The following is a 23,215-nucleotide window of genomic DNA, read 5'->3' as shown; positions in this document are numbered from 1 at the left end:
TTATAGAATAAAAAAAATTCCCTGTCAAGGGGTAAAAACGCATTTTTTTCAAAAAAATCTAATTCTAAGCTCTAGGCTCTAAGCTCTAAGTTCTATATTATTACCATGAGCCTTAATTCGAACCGCATGGACAGTTACCTAGCCTTCTTGGGAGTGGAACGGAACCTTTCGCCCGCTACCATCCAGAGCTACCAGGAAGACCTGCGGCATTTTGTAGCCTGGCTCGACGAAATCGGCCTGGACCTCAAGGAACTCACCCCCGAAAAGCTGGACGAGTTCCTGACGCTTACCGCCGGTCAAGAGGAATACTCCCCCACCTCCATCGCGAGGCATTTTTCGAGCCTGCGCGGATTCCTCAAGTACATGCAGAACCAGGGCGAGTATGACTACAGCACCGATTCGATGCTTGAACGTCCGAAACTGGGCCATTACCTGCCGCAATACCTCACCCGCGAAGAAATCGACAGCGTGTTCGAGAGTGCCGCAAACGGCAAGAACCCGCTACGCGACACGGCACTTTTCGAGCTCATGTACAGCGCAGGGCTCCGCATTTCAGAGGCGCTCGGCATCAAACTTTCGCAGTTGGACATCGACAATGAATGGCTCACGCCGATCGGCAAGGGAAACAAGCAGCGCCTGGTTCCACTCGGCAGCAAGGCGAAAGAGAATCTAAAAGCCTGGATTGAACTCGGCCGTCCGCTCACGCACCCGACTACGGACAACATAATTTTAAATTCCCGAGGCAAGCCTATGAGCCGCATGGGAGCCTGGAAAATCGTGCAGCAGCATACCATGCACCTGAGCAAGCAAGTTTCGCCGCACACGTTCCGGCACAGTTTCGCCACGCATTGTCTCGAGGCGGGCATGGACCTGCGCGTGTTGCAGGAACTGCTTGGCCACGCCGACATCAGCACCACACAAATTTATACGCATATCGATAAGGAATTTATCAAGCAAGAGCACCGGATGCACCACCCGAGAGAACAAAAAGACGCTGCTTTACAGCAACGTCGTTAAAGGGTTTCGATGATGAGCATGTTCCGTAAAAGTTTACGGTTCCTTGCTCACGGATTTTACTTTAGGCTTTCGGTGCGTACGCAGGCGAATGGACTTTTTGCCACTATGGACCGGGAGTGGTTTTGCACCCTCCCCAGTATGCAACACGCGGACCTCCCCTGCCGGTTCCGTCTGCCCTGTGAATAGTGTATGATTTATAGCCATACTTTCAATATACTAAAAAAATTTTTTATGTCAACTATTCCATTTTAGACTATATCGGCGTAGACAAACTCATTTTACGACAAACTTTTTTTATATTGTTGTGGCAAAAATATGTTTTCGCCCTAAGCAGGCTGCAAAAAAGGAATTAGTATGAGAAACTCGCTCAAGATCGAAGGTCAGGTCAAGACTTACCTTAAAGAAGACGAACTCCCGAAGGCATGGTACAACGTCCGTGCCGACATGAAGAAGAAGCCCGCTCCGCTCCTGAATCCGGGTACCGGCAAGCCGGTGACTTTCGAAGACCTCCAGCCGGTTTTCTGCGATGAACTCATCAAGCAGGAACTCGATAACGACACTCCTTACATCGAAATCCCTGAAGACATCCGTACTTTCTACAAGATGTACCGTCCGTCGCCGCTCGTTCGCGCTTACTTCCTGGAACAGGCACTCGGCACTCCGGCTCACATCTACTACAAGTTCGAAGGAAACAACACCTCGGGTTCTCACAAGCTCAACTCCGCCATCGCTCAGGCTTACTACGCCAAGAAGCAGGGCCTCAAGGGCGTGACGACTGAAACGGGTGCAGGCCAGTGGGGCACGGCTCTTTCGATGTCCAGCGCCTTCTTCGGACTGGATTGCCAGGTTTACATGGTGAAGGTTTCTTACGAACAGAAACCCTTCCGCCGCGAAGTCATGCGCACCTACGGTGCATCTGTGACTCCGTCTCCTTCTATGAACACCGAAATCGGCAAGAAGATCAACGCCGAATTCCCGGGCACCACCGGAAGCCTCGGTTGCGCCATTTCCGAAGCCGTGGAAGCCGCCGTGAAGCAGCCGGGTTACCGCTACGTTCTCGGTTCCGTGCTGAACCAGGTGTTGCTGCACCAGTCCGTGATCGGTCTCGAAACCAAGGCCGCTCTCGACAAGCTTGGCGTGAAGGCCGACCTTATTATCGGTTGCGCCGGCGGTGGTTCCAACCTCGGTGGCCTTATTAGCCCGTTCGTCGGCGAAAAGCTCCGTGGCGAAGCCGACTACGACATTCTCGCTGTGGAACCGGCAAGCTGCCCGAGCCTCACTCGCGGTAAGTACGCCTACGACTTCTGCGATACCGGTCGTGTTTGCCCGCTCGCCAAGATGTACACTCTCGGCTCCAGCTTCATGCCGTCAGCCAACCACGCTGGTGGCCTGCGTTACCATGGCATGAGCACCATCCTCTCTGAACTCTACGATCAGGGCCTCATGCGCGCAACGTCCGTGGAACAGACCAAGGTATTCGAAGCCGCCAAGCTCTTCGCCCAGACCGAAGGCATTCTCCCGGCTCCGGAATCCAGCCACGCCATCCGCGCAACCATCGACGAAGCCCTCAAGTGCAAGGAAAACGGCCAGGCCAAGAACATCGTATTCGGTCTCACCGGCACGGGTTACTTCGACATGGTGGCCTACCAGAAGTTCAACGACGGCGAAATGAACGACTACATCCCGACGGATGAAGACATCGCGAAGAGCCTCGCCCAGCTTCCGCAGGTGTAACAGATACGCCCAAAGCGCTAGAGGCACGAGGTCGTGCCTTCGGCACTTTGAGGTATGAGCAAATATTAAGTGAGCCTCGGATTTAATCCGGGGCTTTTGCTTTCCAGGCGCACGCCTTATTTTCTTTTTCCCGTCACACGGTACCGGACTTCCCTTCCGTTTTTTTGCACCCGAATAAAAACGGCCTGTTCTCGCGTATCAAAATAAAGTCGTGGTTCCCGAGAATCCTCTGCTCGCACGCGAGGCGTCGCCGCAATCGCGTCGGTGCTGGCCTTTATGCCTTGCAAATCAAGCATCTTTACAGCATAGCGAGATCCCAGAATCTCGTAACCTTCTCGGGTAAAATGGAGTTTGTACGAGATATGCGTCAAGGCATCCGTTTCCTTAAGCACAGGGCATCCCTGCGCCGAAATCAGATGCGCATTTGGAATCAGACTAACGGCTTCCGCAACCGCCGTATTTCTCCAGCCATAGTCGCCCGTCGGCGCAAGTTCACCTATCAATATGGGAGTCTTTTTCGGATCGAGTTCCAGTTCCTTGATAAAATCGTCATAGACCTTCTTGACTCGCTTGGGCCAGTCGTTCATCTGGTTATCCGCCTCGCCCTGGTGGAACAAGAATCCCTTGATAACGCCCTTCTGTTTAGCAATCTTGCCTATTTCGACGATGCGCTGGTGCAAGTCGCCCCCATATTCGTTCAAGTACGGAATCCACCACCAGGTAGTTCCGGTACTTTTCATTCTTTCAATATACTCTGCATTGCGGTCCTTGTCGAACAGGTCGATGCTTTGCCCTCCGATAGCCACGTTCGCCACGGCAACACTGACGCTGTCCGGAAGTTCCTGCACCATCTTGCGACCAAAGAAATCCGATATGCCGATCATCGACTGACTATGCCCCATCGGAGGCATCGCCGGATAAAGTTCCCCCACCTTCTGGTCCGAAAAATCAGCAGCGCGCAACACATAAAAACGCGGGATCGGCACATAGTCCGAACTCAAGAGCGCCCCCTCCCCTGCCATATTGGATTGCCCATATGCAATATAGATATGCAGATTCGGGTCCTGAGCAAAACTTGCCACGCTGATCAAAGCCAGCATTATGAGGACAATTTTTAGCAAACAATATTCCCCTTCTTGTGCTATCCGTTATTATAACAAAAAAATGAACAAAGGGGGAAGTCTCCCCCTCGCTCACACGGCGTTGTTCGCTACCTCCTCTCCTAGGGGACACCCCTAAAACCCCGTTTACCGCAGATTTACTCGGTGCATTTCGCGAGAATCCTTGCCACGAACAAGGTATGTGCCCGCGTTCAGGCCCGCCCTGCGCAGAGATTCTTGCATAGAAATTCGATCCCGGGCCGCATTTTTAACGACACCCAGGTACTTTCCGTTCAAATTGAACACTTCAAAAGTATCGTCCGCCAAATTCAGGCGCAGGCTTTGAGCATGAACAGTCCCCGTAGGATTCGTTCCAGTGGAATCATCGGCCACGGCATACCATACGGCCTTGTCGAGGCTCGCAGTCGCATCGGTTGGCGGAGTCGTGAGGTTTGCGCCGTAGTTTGCATTGTTAAGCATTCCGTTGTCGACCATGCCGTAGAAGATCCCCTTCGAGATTTCCTTGTCGAAGTTGTTTTCGAGGTCGCCGCGCAACTGCGCCGTGCCAGAGAGCTTTTTGCCATTTACCGCCCACATCACGCCGTAGACTTGAGCGTTGTCGGTCACCGTCGTATTCACGATAATCGAAAGCGCGCCGACTTTCGCCTTGCCGGTAATGCTTCCGCTCACGAGCCAGGCGTCTTCTTCGAGCACGGCATCGTCGCCGATGGTACCTGCTGTCACGAGCGCGCGCCCGCGAACAACGGCATTCCCGCTAATGGTGCCGCCGTCTACGACCGCGAAGTCTTCGATGCGGGCTTTGCCGCTAATGGTACCGCCGTTCACGACTGCGTCGGGGCCCACGAACACGCTCGCATCGACCTTCGCCTTGCTGCTCACGAGACCGCCGCCGTTGCTGTGCTTAGTGTATCCGCTCGCATTTGCGGGCTTCCAGAAATCCTTGTTGTAGCCCTCGGGAGCGCCATTCACGACCTCGATCATGTACGGGTAACGATAAATGCTGTAGTAGAAGTGGTCCCACAAAATCGTCTGCATTTCAGCCGGAGTCGCCGTCACGGCAAGCCACAAAGCCTTGTCGCTTGCCGTTGTCTCGATTTCAAGATTGAATCCGGTTCCATGCTTCATCTTGCTGTAACGGGGCGTTCCGTCCGCGCCCTCCGCGACTAGCCCGACCGTCCAGCCCGAGGCCGGGTCCGGCAGCTTGTCGGGCGCGTAATTGCACCAGTTGTATGATTTTCCCATGTAGTGATCGGTGTTGTCGCCAAAGCATTTATACCCGCTCACAGTCGGCTTGTCCTGCACAATGCCACGGAACTTGACGGTGACCTTTCCGGCGGAATCCGGATAGATTCGCACCAAGTTGTAGCCCCAGCGCTGTGGAGCCCAATAACTCGGCGAAATGTAGCGGTCCGCGCACTTCTCGCCCGCCGCGCATTCCATCTTGTTCAGCATGGTCACGCGCGGGTGTCTGCGGTAGTTGTCGCCCCAGCTTGCGTCACGACGCGTCTTGAATTCATAGTCGCCATAGGATTTTTTATACAAAGCCTTCTTTGCGGGAGCATACTCGAGCGTCGCGTTCTTCATCGCGAACTTGCCGAACTGCTGGTTCAAGCTATCGAGCGACCAGCCGTAAACCATCATCATCGCGGTAAACGGAGTCTGCTCCATGCGGCCGTCTTCCCCGTCGCGAATCGATTCCATCCAAATACGGTTGACTTCGTGAGCACCCTTGTAGCCGCCGCCGAATTCTTCCTTGAGGTGCTCCAAGAACTGCCAGTTGCAGTAGCGGTCGCGCGTAGAACCGTAATACAGGTATGGATAATTAATCAGGTATTCCGAGCAATGGGCGTCGTTCGGATTGTATTGATGCGCCATCCAGTTCGCGTGGCTTTCGGCAAACCAGCCCGAATGGCTGTTGTTGCCCATCCAGCCCGCAACGCCTTGCAGGCCGTGCGCAAATTCGTGCGATGTGCCCCAGTAATCCTTCAGCGAGCCCACGCCAATCCACATACCGGGGCCAAATTCGTTGTTCAGGCCCTTTACGTAGTCCTGCCCGCCGTAAAGCGCCGCCATGACGGAGTTGTCGAACACGTAAATGTTGCTCTTGAGCTTTTTATCCGGGCTTTTCGGGAAGGGCAATATCCAGCCGAGCGAATCGATATAGAATGAATAAACTTTTTCGAGCGACGTAAGCACGCCCTGCGCATCCGCATTCGGAATCGAGACATTATTCGCTTGGCCATCGTCGGTCGTCGGCTTCTTGCAAACTTCAAAGTGATCCGATTCCGCAATCAGTGTAAAGCCGTTACTGGCACACTGATTTACCCATTCAATGGCGGCGTTCGCGCTTACGGCACCTGCGCAAAATACCGCCATGGCAAAATTTATACCATGATTGATTTTCATACATTTTTCCCAAACAACACACCCACGCGGGCGATATAAATAAATATAAGCTCGTTTAATTAAAATGAACGCTTGTTTACGAAATTAAACAATCTTCCCAATACCTGAAATAATCCCGCGCGACACTCCCCCGCTATTTAGGCACAGTTACGCTTTGTACTGTGCCATTTTTTCGTGCAATTCCAAAAAGTAGTCGAAATCGCTGTGGAAAAGCTTATCCTGAACCACGCGATATTTTTCCCATTCCGTAATGGCGTGGGCCTGGGCCACTTCCATGGAAATTTTGCCCGCGTTTGTCAAAAGTTCGTGCTCCGTAGCCTCAAGAATGCGGTCAAGATGCCTCGCCCAGTCTTCCATCGTCATGGGAATGTGCCTTGCGGCCTGCATTTCTGCAAAATCCAGATAACCCGAGACAATCAGCTCCAGGGCCTTGAGTTCATCTTCTTCAAGATAATTCTTTGCGACAACTACGTCGGACTGAAGAATTTTGCCCTTTGGAGATGCAGCCCAGGTCTTTAACCCCATGTGCTCCTTTTGGCTGTCAGCCCGTTCTACAATGAGTTCCGCCGCCGTATGGCCGTGAATCGCCCAGTGGAGCTTGTTTTGGACCTTCTTGAAAAAATCCCGGGTAATTTTTGCAGAGGGATCGTAATCTAGCGCAGTCGAATAGATATCAGTCACCTTCTGGTAAAAGCGCCGCTCCGACATGCGGATTTCTCGAATGGCCTCCAATTGCCGTTCGAAATAGTCTTCGGTAAGGATTGTCCCGAAATTCTTGAGCCGCTCCTTGTCCATGACCCAGCCCTGGATGGTGTAATCCTTGACAATTTGCCCCGCCCACTTGCGGAACTGCACCGCCCGCTCGTTGTTGACCTTGAACCCCACGGCGATAATCATCTGGAGGTTGTAGTGCATTATTTCACGGGAAACCTGTCGTGAACCTTCTGTTTGAACTATCCGAAAATTTCGGATAGTTGGATTTTCGGGCAATTCACCATCTGCCAGAATTTTTGAAATATGGTCATTAACCGTACGCACATCGACCCCGTACAGTTCTGCCATCATTTTTTGCGTGAGCCATACGTTTTCGTCTTCGTAACGCATTTCGACGCTCTGTTCGGAACCGCCCACGGCAGCCACATAAGTCAAGTATTCTGCAGCGGAACTGCGGATAGACACGGGATTGATTTTTTGACTATTTTTGCTCATTTGAACACTAATATATATAAATTGAACACCCCTGTCAATAGCCGGAGGGGACAATTTGTGCGAAAATAAATTAAATTTGGGGTGTAGAATTTCGAGGTTACTGGAGGTCTTCTGTGAAGATTTTTACATTGCGTCATTCTTGGCCTGTCATTCTCGAAGCGAAGCGTAGGGAATCCATACTTCTTGCCATGGCTCTTGTCTTTGCTGCGTTTACTGCGTGCGACAGCGGCTCCAGCAGTGCCGACCCTGACCCGATTGCGGAAGTTTCGAGCAGTAGCGATGAGGTTTCCAAAAATTCTTCTAGCTCGCAAAAGAGTGCCGATAAGGAAAAGTCTTCTTCCTCGGTAGAAAAGTCGACGTCATCTTCTAGCGAAGGTGAGGTCGCCTCTTCGTCTTCTAAAAAAGACGAAAATTCTAGTTCTTCAGTAGAAAAGGCGAAGGAATCTAGTTCTTCGGTGAACTCTTCTTCTTCTGAAGCAAAGTCGAGCAGCAGCGAAGAAGTTAAGCAGTCTTCTTCGAGTGTTGTGGTTTCGAGCTGCAGTATGGTGGAACCGTCGAGTAGTAGCGAATATGTGCCGTATAATCATCGAAGAGCTTTATATTCAGATAGCGTCCTTACTGGGGCCTACAAGAAATTTACCGATACCCGTAACGGGCGCTCCTATTACTATTTGACAATTAATGGAAAAGACAAAGATGAAAATTCTGCTTCTGTTACCGTGATGGCGGAAAATTTGAATATTGGTGAAATGGTTGATGGTGAAGAAGACCAAAATAACGATTCTAAAATAGAACGCTATTGCTACGATAATGACACTACCAACTGTGACAAATATGGTGGACTTTATCAGTGGGCCGAGATGATGAATTTACCGAGCGAGTGCAATACCAAGAGCTGTGCAAATCAGATTAAGCCGAACCACCAGGGAATTTGTCCCAAAGGTTGGCGCTTGTTAACTGAAAATGATTTCTATATCATTTTGCATGCAGATGGAAATAGACATGGCGCAGAAGATGCTCGCGCAACAAGTTTTGGTGGGTATAATTATAGTGGATATAGTTTGCTTGGGGCTGGGTATAATTGGGCGTATAAGTTTAAGAATCAAAAAGTAGCAACTCAATGGTTTTATCCTAGAGAATCTGTTGAATATCCTGAAGAAGGTGCTCCAATTTCATCAATGAGTGATACTGATAAAACGGCTTCTAGTCGAGATCTTTATAAAACGTATGGGGCGTCCGTCCGTTGCGTAATGGTTGAGTAATCGTTAATTAAACAAACAATTTTAACAAATAAACAGGGCTGTGCTTAACAGCCCATTGAGGGTTATTATGTCTAAGAAGAACATTAAGAAAAATTTCACTCGCAAGAACTACAAAATGGACGCCTAAAGAAAGCGACGGTGAATGCCTGGCCGCTAAGCGAACATTCGTCGGGCGAAGCCCGAGGCCATGCGAGCGTGCGGAGCAGACTGAGCCGGAGCGTTTTTTTTCGGACATGAAAAGCTAATGCCGATTTCCATCGGCATGACGCGGGCGGGGAAAGGAGGTGCCGCATCAAGTGCGGCAAGACAACCGGAAATGAAAGCCCTAAGGCGGAAGAAGATAAGTCGTCGAGCGAACATTCGTCGGCCGAAGGCCGAGGCCATGTGAGCGAGGCGAGCTTAGCTCTGGAGCCGTGGACATTTTGAAGCCGGGGCGTTACGGGCGCGGCGCCTGAGCGCCCGTTCGAGGGGGTGCTGGAAGACTTGCCCTAGATCCTGCTCCTACGAACCTAACTCAACTAAGGCTACAAGTAGCCAAGTTTCGTATATCGACTACGCCTGGATTCTATCGCTGCGCTCCAGAATGACAGGCTCCGCTCAGGATGACACAGGGCAAGGCTGCAAGCAGGGGGAGCCTTCCCCCGCTTTTGTAAAAATGTCAATGATAAGTTAATCCCGGGGCGTTCCGCGGGGCTTTTCGCGATATATCTTTATCTCTGGTGTAAAACATGTTTGGAGATTAAGATGAAAAATATCTTATTCGTTTCTTCCGTATTGGCCTTGGCTTGTACGGGTTTCGCTCAGAAAATTGTAATCACGACAAATTATACGGCGGACCCGGCGCCCTATGTCCATGGGGATACGGTTTACCTGTACACGACCCACGACGAGGACAATGCCGACGGGTTCATGATGTACGACTGGCTTTTGCACACTTCCACGGACATGGTCAACTGGACCAGTCATGGAGCCGTAGCGAGCCTGGGCGACATCAAGTGGAGCACAAAAACCAACGGGGCCTGGGCGGAACAGGTCATCGAGCGCGACGGCAAGTGGTTCATGTACGTCCCCATTCACGGCAACGGCATTTCCGTCTTGGTGGCGGATAACCCTTACGGCCCCTTCAAGGAACCTTTGAACAAGGCCCTGGTCTGGCAGCGCGAGCACTGGAACGATATCGACCCTACCGTCTGGATTGACGACGACGGGCAGGCCTACATGTACTGGGGCAACCCCGAATTGTACATGATCAAGTTGAACAAGGACATGATTAGTACTCAGGGCTCCATCGTCACCTACCCCAAGATCAAGGATTACCAGGAAGGCCCCTGGGTCTATAAGCACGGCAACAATTACTACATGACTTTCGCATCGACCTGCTGTGCGGAAGGTATCGGGTATGCCATGAGCGACAAGATTACGGGCCCCTGGACCTACAAGGGGGACATTATGCCGCATTCGTCGCGCAGTAACGGAAACCACCCGGGTATCATCGATTTCAAGGGGAAATCCTACGTTTTCGGCCTAAATTACGAACTTTGGCGTTACAAGTCCGAGAAGATGGGCCAGAAATTCCAACACAAGGAGCGTCGTTCTGTCGGCCTTTCCGAAATGAAGTACAACGCCGACGGCACTATTCAAAAAATTGATTATTGGCCGGATAATGGCGTGGCTCAGGTGGAAGATTTCGACCCGTACAAGCGCGTGGAAGCGGAAACCATGTCGTGGGGCGAAGACGTGAGGGTCCGCAAGAGCGGTACCGCCGGCAATACGGTCATCACTAATCTTTCCGAAGGAAAATACACCAAGATTAGTGGCGTGGAATTCGGCGATGCAGGCGCAGAAAGCTTCTCGGCGTCCGTTCTGAACGTCAAGAAGGCGTCGAGCATCACCGTCCGTCTGGACAAGGTGAACGGCGAAATTGTTGGCAAGGCGGAATTTTCCGCAGACGGCCTCGTAACAGTTCCGCTCACAGGTGCCGTTGGCAAGCACGACGTATTCTTTGTATTTGAAGGCGACTTCGAAGCGGACTACTGGGAATTCGAGGATAGCAAGACAGCCATTCCGCAAAGCCCCTTCTGCAAGGAAAAACTCACCGACCCCGAAGCTAAATGCGACGTTCCGGTTATAGGCGCAAGCGTTGAAGGCCCCGCCAACTTCATTGACTTTGAGAACTACGATGTGGGCGGTGCCGGCAAGGCCTACTATGACATGGACACCGAAAACCAAGGCAAGGAATATCGCGAAGACCGCGTGGATATCGTGAAGAACGGCGACGGATTTGCCGTGGGCTACACGCAGAAGGGCGAATGGCTGGAATACACCGTGAACGTGCAGGCCGGCGGGAAGCTCCCCTTCGAGCTCAGTTACGCTAGCGGCATGGACAACACGGGCGTGCGCTTGTTCATGGACGACGAGCCGATTACCGACACGCTCGCACTCGCGGGCACCGGGGATTTCGACTCCTACGGCACCTTCAAGGGAACGACCACCAAGGAACTCACCGAGGGCGAGCACGTGCTCAAGGTGATGGTGACAAGCGACTACGTGAACCTCGACTGGATTGCATTTGGAGAAATTGGGGGTGAAAGCGAAGGCAGCGCTGAGGACATCCGCAACGGAACCACGGGCATCGTGCCGAAAATCGCCCATAACGGCGCCGGAGCTGCAGGAGCCGCAGGCATGGCAAATGCTTTCGCGAGGGCCGCGGGCAGCTACAGGGTATTCGACCTGATGGGCTCCGAGCTCGGGAACATCCGAATGAACGCCGGCGCAACGCTCACGGACCTCAAGGCCGGACTCAAGACCGCCGGCTTCGGGAGCGGCGTCTATGTGGTCCGCAACCCCGCCGGAAAGACCCTGAAACTGCAAGTCGGGGAATAAGTTCCCGCGGATCTTAAACCGCGCGCAGCCTCCCCCATACTTTAAAATACCCCGACCTCTCGTAAAGAAGGCCGGGGATTTTTAGTACATGCACAGAATATCCAACATCTGTCGCGGGGTGACTACAATCGGATTTGCAGGGAAATGTTTGATATTCCCCGTTACAAGATGCGTTTCGGCTGTTTTGCCATGAGAAAGCGCAATGGAATAAAAGACAATATCCTTTGGATCGGGCATGGCTTCTGCAACAGTTTCAAGAGCATTTTCCATAACACCCAAGGATTCTATCTGGGATATGGTTTCTGAAATTAACTCTGAAGAAAAACCGAATTTCGGTCTATTCAAAACATTGCGATACTCAATCAGAATTTCATCATTGTATACAGGAACAACAAATCCATTGAAAACTGCCTGCAATACGACTCCAGGAACAGAGTTCCATTTCAGCAAAGCGGAAACAATGACATTCGTGTCAATGACCGCATAATACTTCATCGACCGCTCCTGGCTGCATCAATTTCGGCATTGATTTCGTCTAGAGTCATATCGGCGGCCCCAGCTCTTTCGGCCTCGGCAGAAAGCTGGCGCATCACCATCGACATGCGGCTCGCAACTGGATTTGCATTGTAGAAAACACGCCTGTCGGCGGCATAGGCGGGAGCCTTTGTAGACGAAACCTCGAAAGGAATCCTCTTCTCGCGCACAACGGCACGAGCAAAGACATTTATCGCCGTGGTCATCGACATGCCAAACTCCTCGCAAAGTTTGTCAAAGTCTTTTTTCAGGCTGTCATCCATTCTGATGCTAAAGGTGGTTTGTGACATAATAGCAACCTCTTTTGTTAAAATATACATAAAAACACACCGAAATGCAACTTAAACAACGAACTCAGCGAATTAGAGTCAATAGAGAACGACTAACTGTTCATCGACATCCTTTCGTGCAAAGGACATTACGAAGACGTTTGACGATTAATGGGGGGATTCTTCCCCACTCATAAAAAATCCCCGACCTCCCGTAACGATGGCCAGGGTTTTTATTATATTCAAATGGAAGCCCCCAAAAAAAGAGGATATCATGGCTAAACTGAAGGAATATTACGGCAAGACGCTGCTTGAAATAGAAGGCGGCAAAATCAAGGAATACTATGGTAAAACTCTTTACGAAATTGATGGCGACAAGGTGAAAGAATATTACGGCAAAAACATTTTTGAGATAGACGGGGATAAAATAAAGGAATATTGCGGAAAGACCCTGCTGGAATTCGACGGGGAAAAACTAAAACGTTATTGCGGCCCCACGATATACGAAGTGGACGGCAGCAAAATAAAAGAGTACTGCGGAAAGAACCTTTATGAAGTAGAGGGCGTTTTATCTCGCCGCGAGTGGATGGCCCTGCTGGCGATACTTTTCGCGTCATAGTTTTTTTTGTATATTAAAACTTGACAGGCACTGGTAGCGGATTTCCGCTTACAAGCCACGTTCGACTAGAAAAGCCGACTTTTGCTATATCCCCAATGAATATTGGGAGTTTTATATATCAAAAGCCGGCTTTTTTTTGTTTATAGGAGTAAAAAATGGATAAAACAGAAGAAAAAGGCGAAATTGTGCTCTACCAGCCAGAAGGTGAAGTTCGGTTAGAGGTTCGTATGGAAAATGAATCCGTCTGGCTTTCGCAAGTTCAGATGGCCGACTTGTTCCAAAAAGATAGGACCGTTATTGGGAGGCATATCAAAAATATCTATAAAGAGGGTGAATTGGAAAAGGATATCACGTGTGCAAATTTTGCACATATGGGTGCTGATGCTGACCAAACCTATAATACAACCCTATATAACCTTGATGTAATTATTTCTGTTGGTTACCGAGTCAAGTCTATTGCCGGAACTCGTTTTCGACAATGGGCAAATACGGTATTGAAAGACTATATGCTCAAAGGGTTCGCTGTAAACCAACGAAAAATTGCAACAGACTTGCAGATTGCTGACCGTTTGCATGAGCAGCGGCAGCTAATTGAGGACCAAAATGTAAAAATTGAAGGTGTGGAAAAATCCATAGCCGAACAGGATTCCCGCCTTTCTGCGGTCGAACAACGCATCGATTTCTTCGTCAAAGCTTCGCAAACTCCTACAGGAGGCATACTTGCGACTGGAACACGTTTTGACGGGCTCGTTTTAATTGCTGATCTCGTGAAGTCGGCGAAGCGTTCTGTAGTTTTTATTGACCCGTATGCCACAATCGAAGTACTGAAATTTGCGGCGATGCGTATGAAGGGCGTCAAGGCCGTTATTTATTCTCCAAGAATCACTCCCGAATTCAAGGAGGCAGTAGCCTTGCACAAAAAGCAATATCCTGACCTAGATTTAAAGACGATGCGGACGATTCATGACCGGTTCCTGCTGATTGATGACACTGTCTATCACTTTGGGGCCAGTTTCAAAGATATGGGCAATGAAATGACCGCTTATAGTGTACTGAACTTTGTGACTCCTGAGGAAATTATCGAGAAAGTACAGGAAAGCACCAATACTTGAAAAAAAACGAAAGGGGAACATCTCCCCCACGGAGATTTTTTTTATTTGATACAGAACAGGGCTTTATTGAAACTCCAGAATGCTCTTGCCGAGGGCGAACGATCTGCCGAACAGGGCTGCTGGCTTTCCGCTGCAGACGTTCGGAAGAAATTTTAGCCCCTATTTTGAGAAAAACTTGAAATCGCATATTGCGATATCAAGTTCAGGCTTATGCCGGACTGGGTTCGGGATTTATCAGTTTCTTGATGAATTCTGGAGCGAAGTCGACGCCGTTTGACCATGTGATTGTGTACGCTTGCAGCGCGAAATCCCTAAAGGTATTGATGTCTGCAAGTTGCCGCACTATGGCTCGATGGCCTGACTTGATGACGCTTTCGAAATCAGCGACAAAACGGCATCCGTCGTTGAATTCGACGGATATCCTGTAATCGCCAATATATTTTGCGTCAATCACGTGAAGCATAGTCTAGACCAGTGGATCGATTTTCTTGTATTTCTTCTTGACATCGGAAAGGACCATCGCGGCAGGGCGTGTGCGACCTTTCAGCATATCATCATAGCCTTTTTCGAGTTCCGCATCGAAGCGTTCTTTTGACCATTTGGCGGCGTTTTCTGGAGCCTTGGGCAACTTCACATCAAAGGGAATGCCCTGTTGCAGAATTATCTGCTTATAGAACATGTTGATTGCGCTGGAAACGGATATGCCGAGGGTTTCCAGGACGCTTTCGGCCTGTTCTTTGACATCGGGTTCAATACGGGCGTATAAATTTGCGGTCTTATTCATGTCTATTAATATACGTTTTGTCCACACAAACGCAATACATTTTGGATTTTTTTATGATGAGATAATCTCTTGACAATGAGGTAATCTGGAAAAACTCGTCATGACCCTAATTGTTTTTGAGACAGCGGACAGACTTTCGATTACCTCTATATTCACCGTCATAGTAAAGAACGGAATCTGTAGAGAAAGAAAAACTCCAATAGTAAGCGCTGGTTGTACCATGGCTTTTATTGGACCAAAACTCCGCAAAAAAAGTTCCCAAGCAAACATTATCAAAAGCACAATTACCAGAAGGTTTCACAGAAAAACCGTAAGTGTCAAGTCCGTTACAACGGTCTCCTTTCAAATCATTTTCCCATCCACCGTCATTTTCCCATCCACTGGCGCTTTTCAACTTTCTTCCAGCAACCTCCTTGCCACCAACGAAATCCAGCATCAGATTCCACTCTTCATCTGTTGGCAAATGCCACCCCTCTGGGCATACTTCCTGCGCCTCGTACCAACTGTACAAACGCCCGAACTCAGTGCAGTTTTCATCAAGCCCGTCATAACAATAACTTCCAGCTGTCGCATAATTCAGATTTTCTGCCATCCATTCCTGATCACCCAAGAAAACAGTCTTATATGATTTTCCATCACGTGAATCTACGAAACTCCCTTGTTTTACATCAACTTTTTCATTGGATTTGTCGTCGGCACTAGAGCCTTTGTCGCTACCACAACCAGAAAAAAACATTGTCAAAGCAGTGAATACAATAACTAACAGGGGTATTTTATTCATGAAAGAATCCTTATTTTAAATCAATTTAAAGAAAAAATTTTTTGGCAATATAACTTATTTTACGTTGGTTTACAAGCAACGTTCACTGGAAGGGGTGTTAGGGGGTGTCCCCCTAGGAGAGGGGGTGACGGAAGACTTGCCCTAGATCCTGCTCCTACGAACCTAACTCAACTAAGGCTACAAGTAGCCAAGTTTCGTATATCGACTACGCCTGGATTCTATCGCTGCGCTCCAGAATGACAGGCTCCGCTCAGGATGACACCCGAGGTTTCCACGGGCATGTCAATAGGGCAAGGCTGAAGCAGGGGGATGCCTCCCCCACTTTTTTTTATGGATTGCTTCGTCGCGTCGTTCCTCGCAATGACGTTTTCACATTCTTCCAAAGCGCCGTTCCATAATGAAACACGCCTTTTTTGCCCCGGTTTAGGGGCTTTTCTTGTTTCAGAACGAAACGAAATGGCCGTTTTTTGCCAGTTGTTAGCATTTGGCACGGGTTTTGCTTATGTATGGGCGTAAAAAATCGCCCCGTTCAGATTGATTCGCGGGCGGCAAGAATTTAAAAATAGGAGACTCATTATGAGCAAGATTATCGGTATTGACTTGGGAACGACCAACAGCTGCGTGTCCGTGATGGAAGGCGGCAAGCCGGTCGTCATCGCTAACGCGGAAGGTTTCCGCACCACCCCGTCCATTGTCGCTTTCGGCAAGAACGGCGAACGTCTGGTGGGCCACGTGGCAAAGCGCCAGGCTATCACCAACCCCGAAAAGACGATTTACTCCATCAAGCGTTTCATGGGCCGTACGGCCGGCGAATGCTCCGCTGCCGAAAAGAACATGCCCTACAAGCTGGTGGGCTCGGGTTCCGACCCGGTCCGCGTGCAGGTGGACGACAAGCAGTTCGCTCCTCCCGAGATTTCGGCCATGGTTCTCCAGACCATGAAGAAGATTGCCGAAGACTACCTGGGCCAGCCGGTGACGCAGGCCGTGATTACGGTCCCCGCCTACTTTAACGACTCCCAGCGTCAGGCCACGAAGGACGCCGGCAAGATTGCTGGCCTCGAAGTGCTGCGTATCGTGAACGAACCGACGGCTGCCGCACTTGCCTACGGTCTTGACTCCAAGAAGAGCGAAAAGGTCGCCGTGTATGACCTCGGTGGCGGTACGTTCGATATCTCCATCCTGGAAATCGACGACGGCATGTTCAGCGTGAAGGCCACCAACGGCGATACGATGCTCGGCGGTGACAACTTCGACGAAGTGATTATCGACTGGATCAACGACGAATTCAAGAAGGACAATCCGGGCATCGACCTGAAGAAGGACAAGATGGCCCTGCAGCGTTTGAAGGACGCCGCGGAAAAGGCCAAGATCGACCTTTCTGCCACGACTTCCACGAACATCAACCTCCCCTTCATCACTGCCGACGCTTCGGGCCCGAAACATTTGGACCTCACGCTCAGCCGTGCAAAGTTTGACCAGCTGACCGCCCACCTGGTGGAACGCTCCATGGAACCCTGCCGCAAGGCTATCGCCGACTCCGGCCTCTCCCTGAGCGAAATCGACGAAGTGATCCTGGTCGGTGGTTCTACCCGTATTCCGGCCGTTCAGGAAGCCGTGAAGAAGTTCTTCGGCAAGGAACCGAACAAGACTGTGAACCCGGACGAAGTGGTGGCTATCGGTGCCGCCGTCCAGGGTGCCGTGCTTAGCGGCGACTCCTCCGTGAAGGACGTGTTGCTCCTCGACGTGACCCCGCTTTCTTTGGGTATCGAAACTCTCGGTGGCGTGATGACCAAGCTCATCGACCGTAACACCACGATTCCGACCAAGAAGAGCCAGGTGTTCTCTACCGCCGAAGACAACCAGCCGGCCGTGACGATTCACGTGCTGCAGGGCGAACGCGAATTTGCCCGCGACAACCGTACGCTCGGCAAGTTCGACCTGACCGACCTTCCGAAGAAGCCCCGTGGCGTGCCGCAGATCGAAGTGACCTTCGATATCGACGCAAACGGCATTGTGCATGTGTCTGCTAAGGACAAGGAAACCGGTAAGGAACAGTCCATCAAGATTACTTCTTCCAGCGGCCTTTCCGAGGACGAAATCAACAAGATGGTGAAGGATGCCGAAGCCAACGCTGCCAAGGACAAGGAACAGCGTGAACTGGTGGACATCAGGAACCAGGCCGAACAGATGGCATACCAGGCCGAAGGTCAGTTGAAGGAATTTGGCGACAAGCTCCCGGCCGACACCAAGAGCCAGCTGCAGGCTGCTATCGACGACATCAAGGCCAAGAAGGACAACGGCACCAAGGAGGAGATCAAGGCCGCTATGGACAAGCTCCAGGGCATGATCAGCTCCATGGCCCAGGCCGCCGGTGCAAACCAGGCCCAGCCGGGTCCGCAGCCGGGTGCTTCTGAACAGCCGAAGAACGACAAGAAGGGCGACGGTCCGGAAGTCGTCGACGCGGAAGTGGTGGACTAATAGGAAGTGGTTAGTGGTTGGTGATTAGTGATTAGTTTTAGTCATTGACAAAAACCACTAATTATACGAAAGGATTCGCCTTAAAATTGAGGCAATCCTTTTGTTGTAGATGAACAACTCCTGTTTACGGCTTAACCACTGTTTACTAACCACTTTAATGCCGAAGGCATATTATGGCTGAAAAAAGAGATTATTACGAAGTTCTAGGCGTCGGCAAGGACGCGAGTCCTGACGAGATCAAGCACGCCTACAAGAAACTTGCCATCAAGTACCACCCGGACAAGAACCCGGGCGACAAGGAAGCCGAAGAGAAGTTCAAGGAGGCTGCCGAGGCCTACGATGTGCTCAGCAACCCCGAGAAGCGTAAGCAGTATGACCAGTTCGGCTTTAACGCCCCCGGTGGCGGTTTTGGTGGCGGCGGATTCGGCGGCCAGGGATTCAGTTTCGAGGATATCTTCGCGAACTTTGGCGATATTTTCGGTGGCGGATTCGGTGGCTTTGGCGGCGGTGGCCGCAGAAGCTCACGCAAGGCCGGGCCTCCGCGCGGGAACGACTTGCAGATCAAGGTGGCGCTCAGCTACAAGGAAATCTTCGAGGGCTGCACCAAGAAGGTTCGCCTGAAACGCTACACGCCGTGTACGGAATGTAACGGCAAGGGCGGCCAGGACATCAAGACCTGCGACACCTGCCACGGAACGGGCCGTGTTCGCCGTTCTACGGGCGGATTCTTCCAGATGATTACCGAAAGCGCCTGCCCCACCTGTAACGGCATGGGCGAAGTCATCGCGAAACCGTGCCCGCATTGCCACGGCGAGGGCCGTGTGCAGGAAACGGAAGAAATCTCCATCAAGATTCCGGCGGGCGTTGCCGAGGGCCAGTACCTGAACCTGCGTGGCGAAGGCAACTGCGGGCCTCGCGGCGGTGCCTGCGGCGACTTGCTGGCGGTGATTGCCGAAAAGCCCGACGACTTCTACACCCGCGAAGGCGACGATTTACACTGCGAAATCAAGGTGCCGGTCCACAAGCTGGTCCTTGGCGGAACGCAGCGCATCCCGACGCTGGACGGTGCCGAAGTGCAGATCAAGATTGCGGCCGGCACTCAGGCCGGGAGCATCTTGCGCCTGCGCGAACAGGGCCTGTACCCGCTGAACAAGCGCGGCGACCGCGGAAGCCTCTACGTGAACATCGGCGTGGAAATCCCGAAGGACTTGAGCCGTGAAGAGAAGGAACTCTACCAGAAACTCGCGGAACTCAGGCACGACAAGGAAACCGCACAGGAAGAATCCTTCCTCGAGAAGATGAAGAATCTGTTCAAGTAAACAGTGGTTAGTGATTAGTGGTTAGGCATGCCATCGGCGTGTCATCCTGAGCGGAGCCCATAGGGCGAAGTCGAAGGATCTCAGAAATTCTCCCGGACAGCGATGCCCGGGAGTTTTTTATAATTACATTCATGAACAAATTCATCGCCATCGTACTTTTAATATGCACCATCGCATTTGCGAACGAAGATGGCGTAGTCCCCGAAGTTGATAGGAAAAGACAAATTGACCCCGCCCTTATTTTGGGAGGTTTCGGATATTCCTCTCTAGACAGAATTGCAATCGAAGGATTTTTTTAATGGATTTCAGCCGTTTAAAAACATAGGCTTATATCTTGAATATTCCCCACGGCTAGATTTAAGGTTAGATGCTGATGAGACATCTTATGGTAGCTTAAGTGTTTTTGCGATTGCAGGCACGGCAAATCTAATATTGCAAGCCAATGAAAGCTACAAAGAGGAAAAATCTGTTGCCTACTACATTGTTTTCGGATCATTATGGCTTTCTTCGGGTACATCGTATTATGCATTTTGGGGGAACAACATGATCGGCCTAGCCGCATTTGAAAATCATTTATTTGAATGGTGGGTAAAGGATGGCGGTCGGGATATGAGAGAAGTGGGATTTATGGAAAGTGTTGGTCTGCAGGCCAATTTACTTTTTATGTTTGTCGGTGGCGGTGTTCAGTTTGAAGTAACAAATAGACGGCGGAATCTCGGCGTTTTCTTTCATATAAAGCTTTTCCCCATATTTTTTGAAAGATTTCCCCATGAGTGACATTTTCTAGATTCTGGGGTGTTTAACAAGGGAAAGTTTTATAGAAGAACGTTTCTTTTGGATGGAGACACAAGTGCAAGAAAATTGCCTTGTCACTTGGTTCGCATTAGAATTATCGGGAATCCTTCGCGATATTCCTTGATAATGTACGGATGCGTCTTGGCGTATTCAAAAAATTTATCGCCGAGGCCGTCCTGCACGAGATCCACGAGGGCCTGACTTGGAACCGCGCCGATGCTCGGGCAGGTGGGCGTGAGCGCGATGACGAGTCGTCTAGAACAACCCTCGGCTTTGATGTAATCCCCAAAAATCGAGGTAATTCTTTCAAGATTGCATCACCCCTACCCCATATAAATTGGCCGATATCGTTTAGGCGGTGCCATGGAGAAAAAAAGCAATACGGAAATGCTAGCATTTCCGTGCAGGGTTCGCATCACCGCTAGTCCCGGAGACAACGAACAGAGAACCCGAGGATCTTATTCTCGATGGCCAGGCCCGCATTGCCGAGGCCGTAGTACAAGTACACGTCGTACACGTGGCCGCTATTGACCTCTGTAGAACTCCAGAAGTACGTGCCGACGCCGAAGTAGCCAACATCGTTCTTGCCGCCAACAGGCAAGGCGGAAAAACCGAAGGCATCCGTTTCGTGGCCATTGCTAGGCCAACCCGTCTGCGACTTGAGAACCTTGCCTGCCGTATCTTGACCGCCGACGGCATCGAACAGAGTTTTCCATTCGTCATAACTTGGCAGGTGCCAACCCTCGGGGCAGATGCCCTGAACCAAGGTCACTGAGCCTGCCGAAGCGAGGTCGCAGGTTTTGCCGAAGCCACAGTCCTGCGGGTTGTCCGCATCGGTTGCGAGTTTCACCGAGTCTATTGCCGCCGCCCAGGTGTAAAGGTGACCGACCACGTCGCAGTTGGCAGCCCTATCGTTGAAGCACCAAGATTTACCCTTCAGGCTCGGAGTCTTTGTACTGTCGGCGTAGTTCAAGTTCTCGGCCATCCAAATCTGATCACCGATTTTCACTGTTTTGTAAACCTTGCCATCGCGTTCATCGGTCATCGTGCCGTAATCAATATCAGGGTTGAAGCGACATTCCTTCGGCACATCCCAGTTCCAGTTCGTTTCACTTTCTAAAAGCTCTTGACATTTTATCTTGTCTGTAGAACTGCTACTATACACACTTGTCTCGCTACTACTCGACTTTTCACTGCTGGACAACTGAGAATCATCAACAGAAGACGAAAGTTCCAACTTTATCGAACTCGATGAAGACTTCGCCTTGCCGCTGCTCGAAGAAGTTTTTTTCGACGAAGAGCTCTTTTCGGCGGGATCCTCGCCGTCCAAGGTCCAGTCGCCGGCTACGCACACGTAGGCGTTCTTTTCGTCCTTCACGTAGGCTGTCGTACCTTCGCGTTTGCTGCTGCAAACCAGCAGGTCGTCGAAGGTTTCAACCATCAGGTCCGTATCGTTTCCTTCAGCTAGTTCAGGGTCCTTGGCGCCCGAACTGCTGTCTCCACCGCAGGCGGCAAGGAGAAGGGTGAAGGAAAGAACGGCAATGGATTGCTTCACCCCTACGGGGTTCGCAATGACGTTCTTGCTAGAGACGCGAGTATTTATCTTTCTGTTCAAAACCATGACGGGCTCCATCAGTTATTTTCAATCTAAATATAACTTATAATTGAGTCAAAATTTTCACGAAATACAAAATCGCCAAATTCGGACAAAAAACGACGTCTTGGTTCAAAAGTAACATTTTCTAGATTCTGGGGTGTTTAACAGGAGAAAGTTTTATAGAAGAACGTTTCTTTTGGATGGAGACACAATGAGAAAAGTGGTCATTTTGAATGCGAGCCCGCGCAAAGACGGAAACATCAGCCAGATGTTAAATATCATAGGTGATACCCTGTTTGAAAAAGGCACCGAGGTAACAATCATTGATGTCTGCAAATTGGAATTTCGTCCGTGTATTGGCTGCATGAAATGCCGTAGCGCTCACGATTGCGTGATGCCGGAGGACGATGCGAAGCGGATTCTGCGCCTGGTGCAAGAATGCGACGGTCTAGTGGTCGGTTCGCCTTGCTATTGGGGCAACATGACCGGGCAACTCAAAATGCTTTTCGACCGCTGGGTTTACGGCATGATGGACCACAGCGAGCGTGATTACCCGATTCCACTGTTAAAGGGAAAGAAGGCTGTCATTGTGACGACATGCACTACCCAGTGGCCATTCAACCTGATTTTCAAGCAGTCGGCCGGCACCGTTCGCGCCCTCAAGGAAATCCTTTGCTGGAGTGGATTCAAGATTGCAGGTGTGATTCAAAAAGGCGGAACCCATAAGCAAAATGGCCTTACGCCCAAAGAAATTGCCAAGTGCAAGAAGATTGCCTTGTCACTTGGTTCGCATTAAAGGCGTGAAAACGCAATCGGATTAAATTATCGGAAAGCCTTCACGATATTCCTTGATGATTTCCGGATGCGTCTTGGCGTATTCAAAAATTTTATCGCCGAGACCAGATTTTACGAGTTCGGTGAGAACTTGGCTTGGAACCGCGCCGATGCTTGGGCAGGTGGGCGTGAGGGCGATGACGAGTTCACCATCTTTGTCCATAATGCGGAGCGGCCAGATGGAACAGTCGAATGGCTTGTCTTCGGGCTTCAGGATGCAACCTTTTTGCGGATCCAGGAAGGTGCAGGGAACTTCTTCTTCGGGGTCGGCGGTTTTGTAGCCGCCAAGAATAACTTGACCGTCGCGGAACTCCCCCACCACGCCGTATTCGTTGGGCTTGCTGAGTTTTTCAACGACTTCGGGCGGGAACAGCGGGGTTTCCCAGAGGCTCTGCCTGCGGAAAGAGCAGCAGAACTTGCAGGCGGCGCATTGACTTTTGGAGAGGATGGAGGATAGCATT

At 50.7% G+C, this 23,215-nt stretch carries 22 protein-coding genes; 10 read left to right on the top strand and 12 right to left on the bottom strand.

Features of this window, described 5'->3' with window-relative positions:
• The first annotated feature begins 105 nt into the window (after window positions 1-105).
• Window positions 106-1,017: a tyrosine recombinase gene (locus BUA93_RS06615; RefSeq protein ID WP_072978374.1), complete on the top strand. Its 912-nt coding sequence runs from the start codon at window positions 106-108 to the stop codon at window positions 1,015-1,017.
• A 33-nt stretch (window positions 1,018-1,050) separates the two neighbouring features.
• Here BUA93_RS06615 and BUA93_RS16210 read toward each other — a convergent pair whose 3' ends face one another.
• Window positions 1,051-1,221: a hypothetical protein gene (locus tag BUA93_RS16210; RefSeq protein ID WP_175547383.1), complete on the bottom strand. Its 171-nt coding sequence runs from the start codon at window positions 1,219-1,221 to the stop codon at window positions 1,051-1,053.
• A gap of 150 nt (window positions 1,222-1,371) precedes the next feature.
• On the opposite strand from BUA93_RS16210, the gene BUA93_RS06610 reads away from it, so the two are divergent.
• Complete coding sequence (locus BUA93_RS06610; RefSeq protein ID WP_072978373.1) at window positions 1,372-2,751, top strand: TrpB-like pyridoxal phosphate-dependent enzyme; 1,380 nt, start codon at window positions 1,372-1,374, stop codon at window positions 2,749-2,751.
• A gap of 116 nt (window positions 2,752-2,867) precedes the next feature.
• On the opposite strand, the gene BUA93_RS06605 is transcribed toward BUA93_RS06610, so the two are convergent.
• The 3 genes from BUA93_RS06605 to BUA93_RS06595 all read right to left on the bottom strand — a co-directional run bounded on the left by BUA93_RS06605 (window position 2,868) and on the right by BUA93_RS06595 (window position 7,487).
• A complete protein-coding gene (locus BUA93_RS06605; protein WP_254793888.1) occupies window positions 2,868-3,851 on the bottom strand; it encodes a sialate O-acetylesterase in 984 nt (327 codons plus the stop codon).
• Between the two features lie 147 nt (window positions 3,852-3,998).
• Window positions 3,999-6,278, bottom strand: coding sequence for a DUF6055 domain-containing protein (locus BUA93_RS06600; RefSeq protein ID WP_072978371.1), 2,280 nt, complete (start codon window positions 6,276-6,278; stop codon window positions 3,999-4,001).
• Window positions 6,279-6,425: 147 nt separating this feature from the next.
• Complete coding sequence (locus tag BUA93_RS06595; protein WP_072978370.1) at window positions 6,426-7,487, bottom strand: virulence RhuM family protein; 1,062 nt, start codon at window positions 7,485-7,487, stop codon at window positions 6,426-6,428.
• Between the two features lie 113 nt (window positions 7,488-7,600).
• Here BUA93_RS06595 and BUA93_RS06590 point away from each other — a divergent pair, with 113 nt between their 5' ends.
• Complete coding sequence (locus BUA93_RS06590; RefSeq protein ID WP_139257842.1) at window positions 7,601-8,749, top strand: FISUMP domain-containing protein; 1,149 nt, start codon at window positions 7,601-7,603, stop codon at window positions 8,747-8,749.
• A gap of 744 nt (window positions 8,750-9,493) precedes the next feature.
• Window positions 9,494-11,632, top strand: a complete 2,139-nt coding sequence (locus tag BUA93_RS06585; RefSeq protein ID WP_072978368.1) for a family 43 glycosylhydrolase — start codon at window positions 9,494-9,496, stop codon at window positions 11,630-11,632.
• A gap of 81 nt (window positions 11,633-11,713) precedes the next feature.
• Here BUA93_RS06585 and BUA93_RS06580 read toward each other — a convergent pair whose 3' ends face one another.
• Both BUA93_RS06580 and BUA93_RS06575 read right to left on the bottom strand, forming a co-directional pair.
• A complete protein-coding gene (locus BUA93_RS06580; RefSeq protein ID WP_072978367.1) occupies window positions 11,714-12,127 on the bottom strand; it encodes a putative toxin-antitoxin system toxin component, PIN family in 414 nt (137 codons plus the stop codon).
• The gene (locus BUA93_RS06575) at window positions 12,124-12,456 is read right to left on the bottom strand and encodes a type II toxin-antitoxin system RelB/DinJ family antitoxin (RefSeq protein ID WP_072978604.1); all 333 of its coding nucleotides are present in this window, start codon (window positions 12,454-12,456) and stop codon (window positions 12,124-12,126) included. The genes BUA93_RS06580 and BUA93_RS06575 overlap by 4 nt, the downstream gene beginning before the upstream one ends.
• A gap of 199 nt (window positions 12,457-12,655) precedes the next feature.
• On the opposite strand from BUA93_RS06575, the gene BUA93_RS06570 reads away from it, so the two are divergent.
• The gene (locus BUA93_RS06570; protein ID WP_072978366.1) at window positions 12,656-13,054 is read left to right on the top strand and encodes a hypothetical protein; all 399 of its coding nucleotides are present in this window, start codon (window positions 12,656-12,658) and stop codon (window positions 13,052-13,054) included.
• Between the two features lie 155 nt (window positions 13,055-13,209).
• Window positions 13,210-14,166 carry a RhuM family protein gene (rhuM, locus tag BUA93_RS06565; protein WP_072978365.1) on the top strand — a complete coding sequence of 319 codons (957 nt, stop codon included), beginning with the start codon at window positions 13,210-13,212 and terminating at the stop codon, window positions 14,164-14,166.
• Window positions 14,167-14,374: 208 nt separating this feature from the next.
• On the opposite strand, the gene BUA93_RS06560 is transcribed toward rhuM, so the two are convergent.
• The 3 genes from BUA93_RS06560 to BUA93_RS06550 all read right to left on the bottom strand — a co-directional run bounded on the left by BUA93_RS06560 (window position 14,375) and on the right by BUA93_RS06550 (window position 15,731).
• Window positions 14,375-14,629 (bottom strand): DUF2442 domain-containing protein, encoded by a 255-nt coding sequence (locus BUA93_RS06560; RefSeq protein WP_072978364.1) that lies wholly within the window; start codon window positions 14,627-14,629, stop codon window positions 14,375-14,377.
• A gap of 3 nt (window positions 14,630-14,632) precedes the next feature.
• Window positions 14,633-14,950, bottom strand: coding sequence for a type II toxin-antitoxin system RelB/DinJ family antitoxin (locus BUA93_RS06555; RefSeq protein WP_072978363.1), 318 nt, complete (start codon window positions 14,948-14,950; stop codon window positions 14,633-14,635).
• A 106-nt stretch (window positions 14,951-15,056) separates the two neighbouring features.
• A complete protein-coding gene (locus BUA93_RS06550) occupies window positions 15,057-15,731 on the bottom strand; it encodes a fibrobacter succinogenes major paralogous domain-containing protein (RefSeq protein WP_083597198.1) in 675 nt (224 codons plus the stop codon).
• A 576-nt stretch (window positions 15,732-16,307) separates the two neighbouring features.
• Between BUA93_RS06550 and dnaK the strand changes: the two genes are divergently transcribed.
• The 3 genes from dnaK to BUA93_RS06535 all read left to right on the top strand — a co-directional run bounded on the left by dnaK (window position 16,308) and on the right by BUA93_RS06535 (window position 20,305).
• Complete coding sequence (gene dnaK, locus BUA93_RS06545) at window positions 16,308-18,209, top strand: molecular chaperone DnaK (protein WP_072978362.1); 1,902 nt, start codon at window positions 16,308-16,310, stop codon at window positions 18,207-18,209.
• A 173-nt stretch (window positions 18,210-18,382) separates the two neighbouring features.
• Window positions 18,383-19,528, top strand: a complete 1,146-nt coding sequence (gene dnaJ / locus BUA93_RS06540) for a molecular chaperone DnaJ (RefSeq protein WP_072978361.1) — start codon at window positions 18,383-18,385, stop codon at window positions 19,526-19,528.
• A gap of 276 nt (window positions 19,529-19,804) precedes the next feature.
• Window positions 19,805-20,305 (top strand): hypothetical protein, encoded by a 501-nt coding sequence (locus BUA93_RS06535; RefSeq protein ID WP_072978360.1) that lies wholly within the window; start codon window positions 19,805-19,807, stop codon window positions 20,303-20,305.
• Window positions 20,306-20,397: 92 nt separating this feature from the next.
• Here the strand turns inward: BUA93_RS06535 and BUA93_RS16385 are convergent, their stop codons facing one another.
• Both BUA93_RS16385 and BUA93_RS15900 read right to left on the bottom strand, forming a co-directional pair.
• Window positions 20,398-20,514, bottom strand: a complete 117-nt coding sequence (locus BUA93_RS16385) for a YlbD family protein (protein ID WP_217650989.1) — start codon at window positions 20,512-20,514, stop codon at window positions 20,398-20,400.
• Between the two features lie 230 nt (window positions 20,515-20,744).
• Window positions 20,745-21,944, bottom strand: a complete 1,200-nt coding sequence (locus BUA93_RS15900) for a fibrobacter succinogenes major paralogous domain-containing protein (RefSeq protein ID WP_072978359.1) — start codon at window positions 21,942-21,944, stop codon at window positions 20,745-20,747.
• Window positions 21,945-22,131: 187 nt separating this feature from the next.
• On the opposite strand from BUA93_RS15900, the gene BUA93_RS06525 reads away from it, so the two are divergent.
• The gene (locus BUA93_RS06525; RefSeq protein ID WP_072978358.1) at window positions 22,132-22,716 is read left to right on the top strand and encodes a flavodoxin family protein; all 585 of its coding nucleotides are present in this window, start codon (window positions 22,132-22,134) and stop codon (window positions 22,714-22,716) included.
• A 21-nt stretch (window positions 22,717-22,737) separates the two neighbouring features.
• On the opposite strand, the gene BUA93_RS06520 is transcribed toward BUA93_RS06525, so the two are convergent.
• Window positions 22,738-23,214, bottom strand: a complete 477-nt coding sequence (locus BUA93_RS06520; protein ID WP_072978357.1) for a hypothetical protein — start codon at window positions 23,212-23,214, stop codon at window positions 22,738-22,740.
• Window position 23,215: the final 1 nt, after the last annotated feature.

This window comes from Fibrobacter sp. UWH4 (assembly GCF_900142475.1).
Classification (GTDB): domain Bacteria; phylum Fibrobacterota; class Fibrobacteria; order Fibrobacterales; family Fibrobacteraceae; genus Fibrobacter.
Note: the sequence above shows the minus strand (reverse complement) of the source record. Positions and strands in the feature narration are given on the sequence as shown.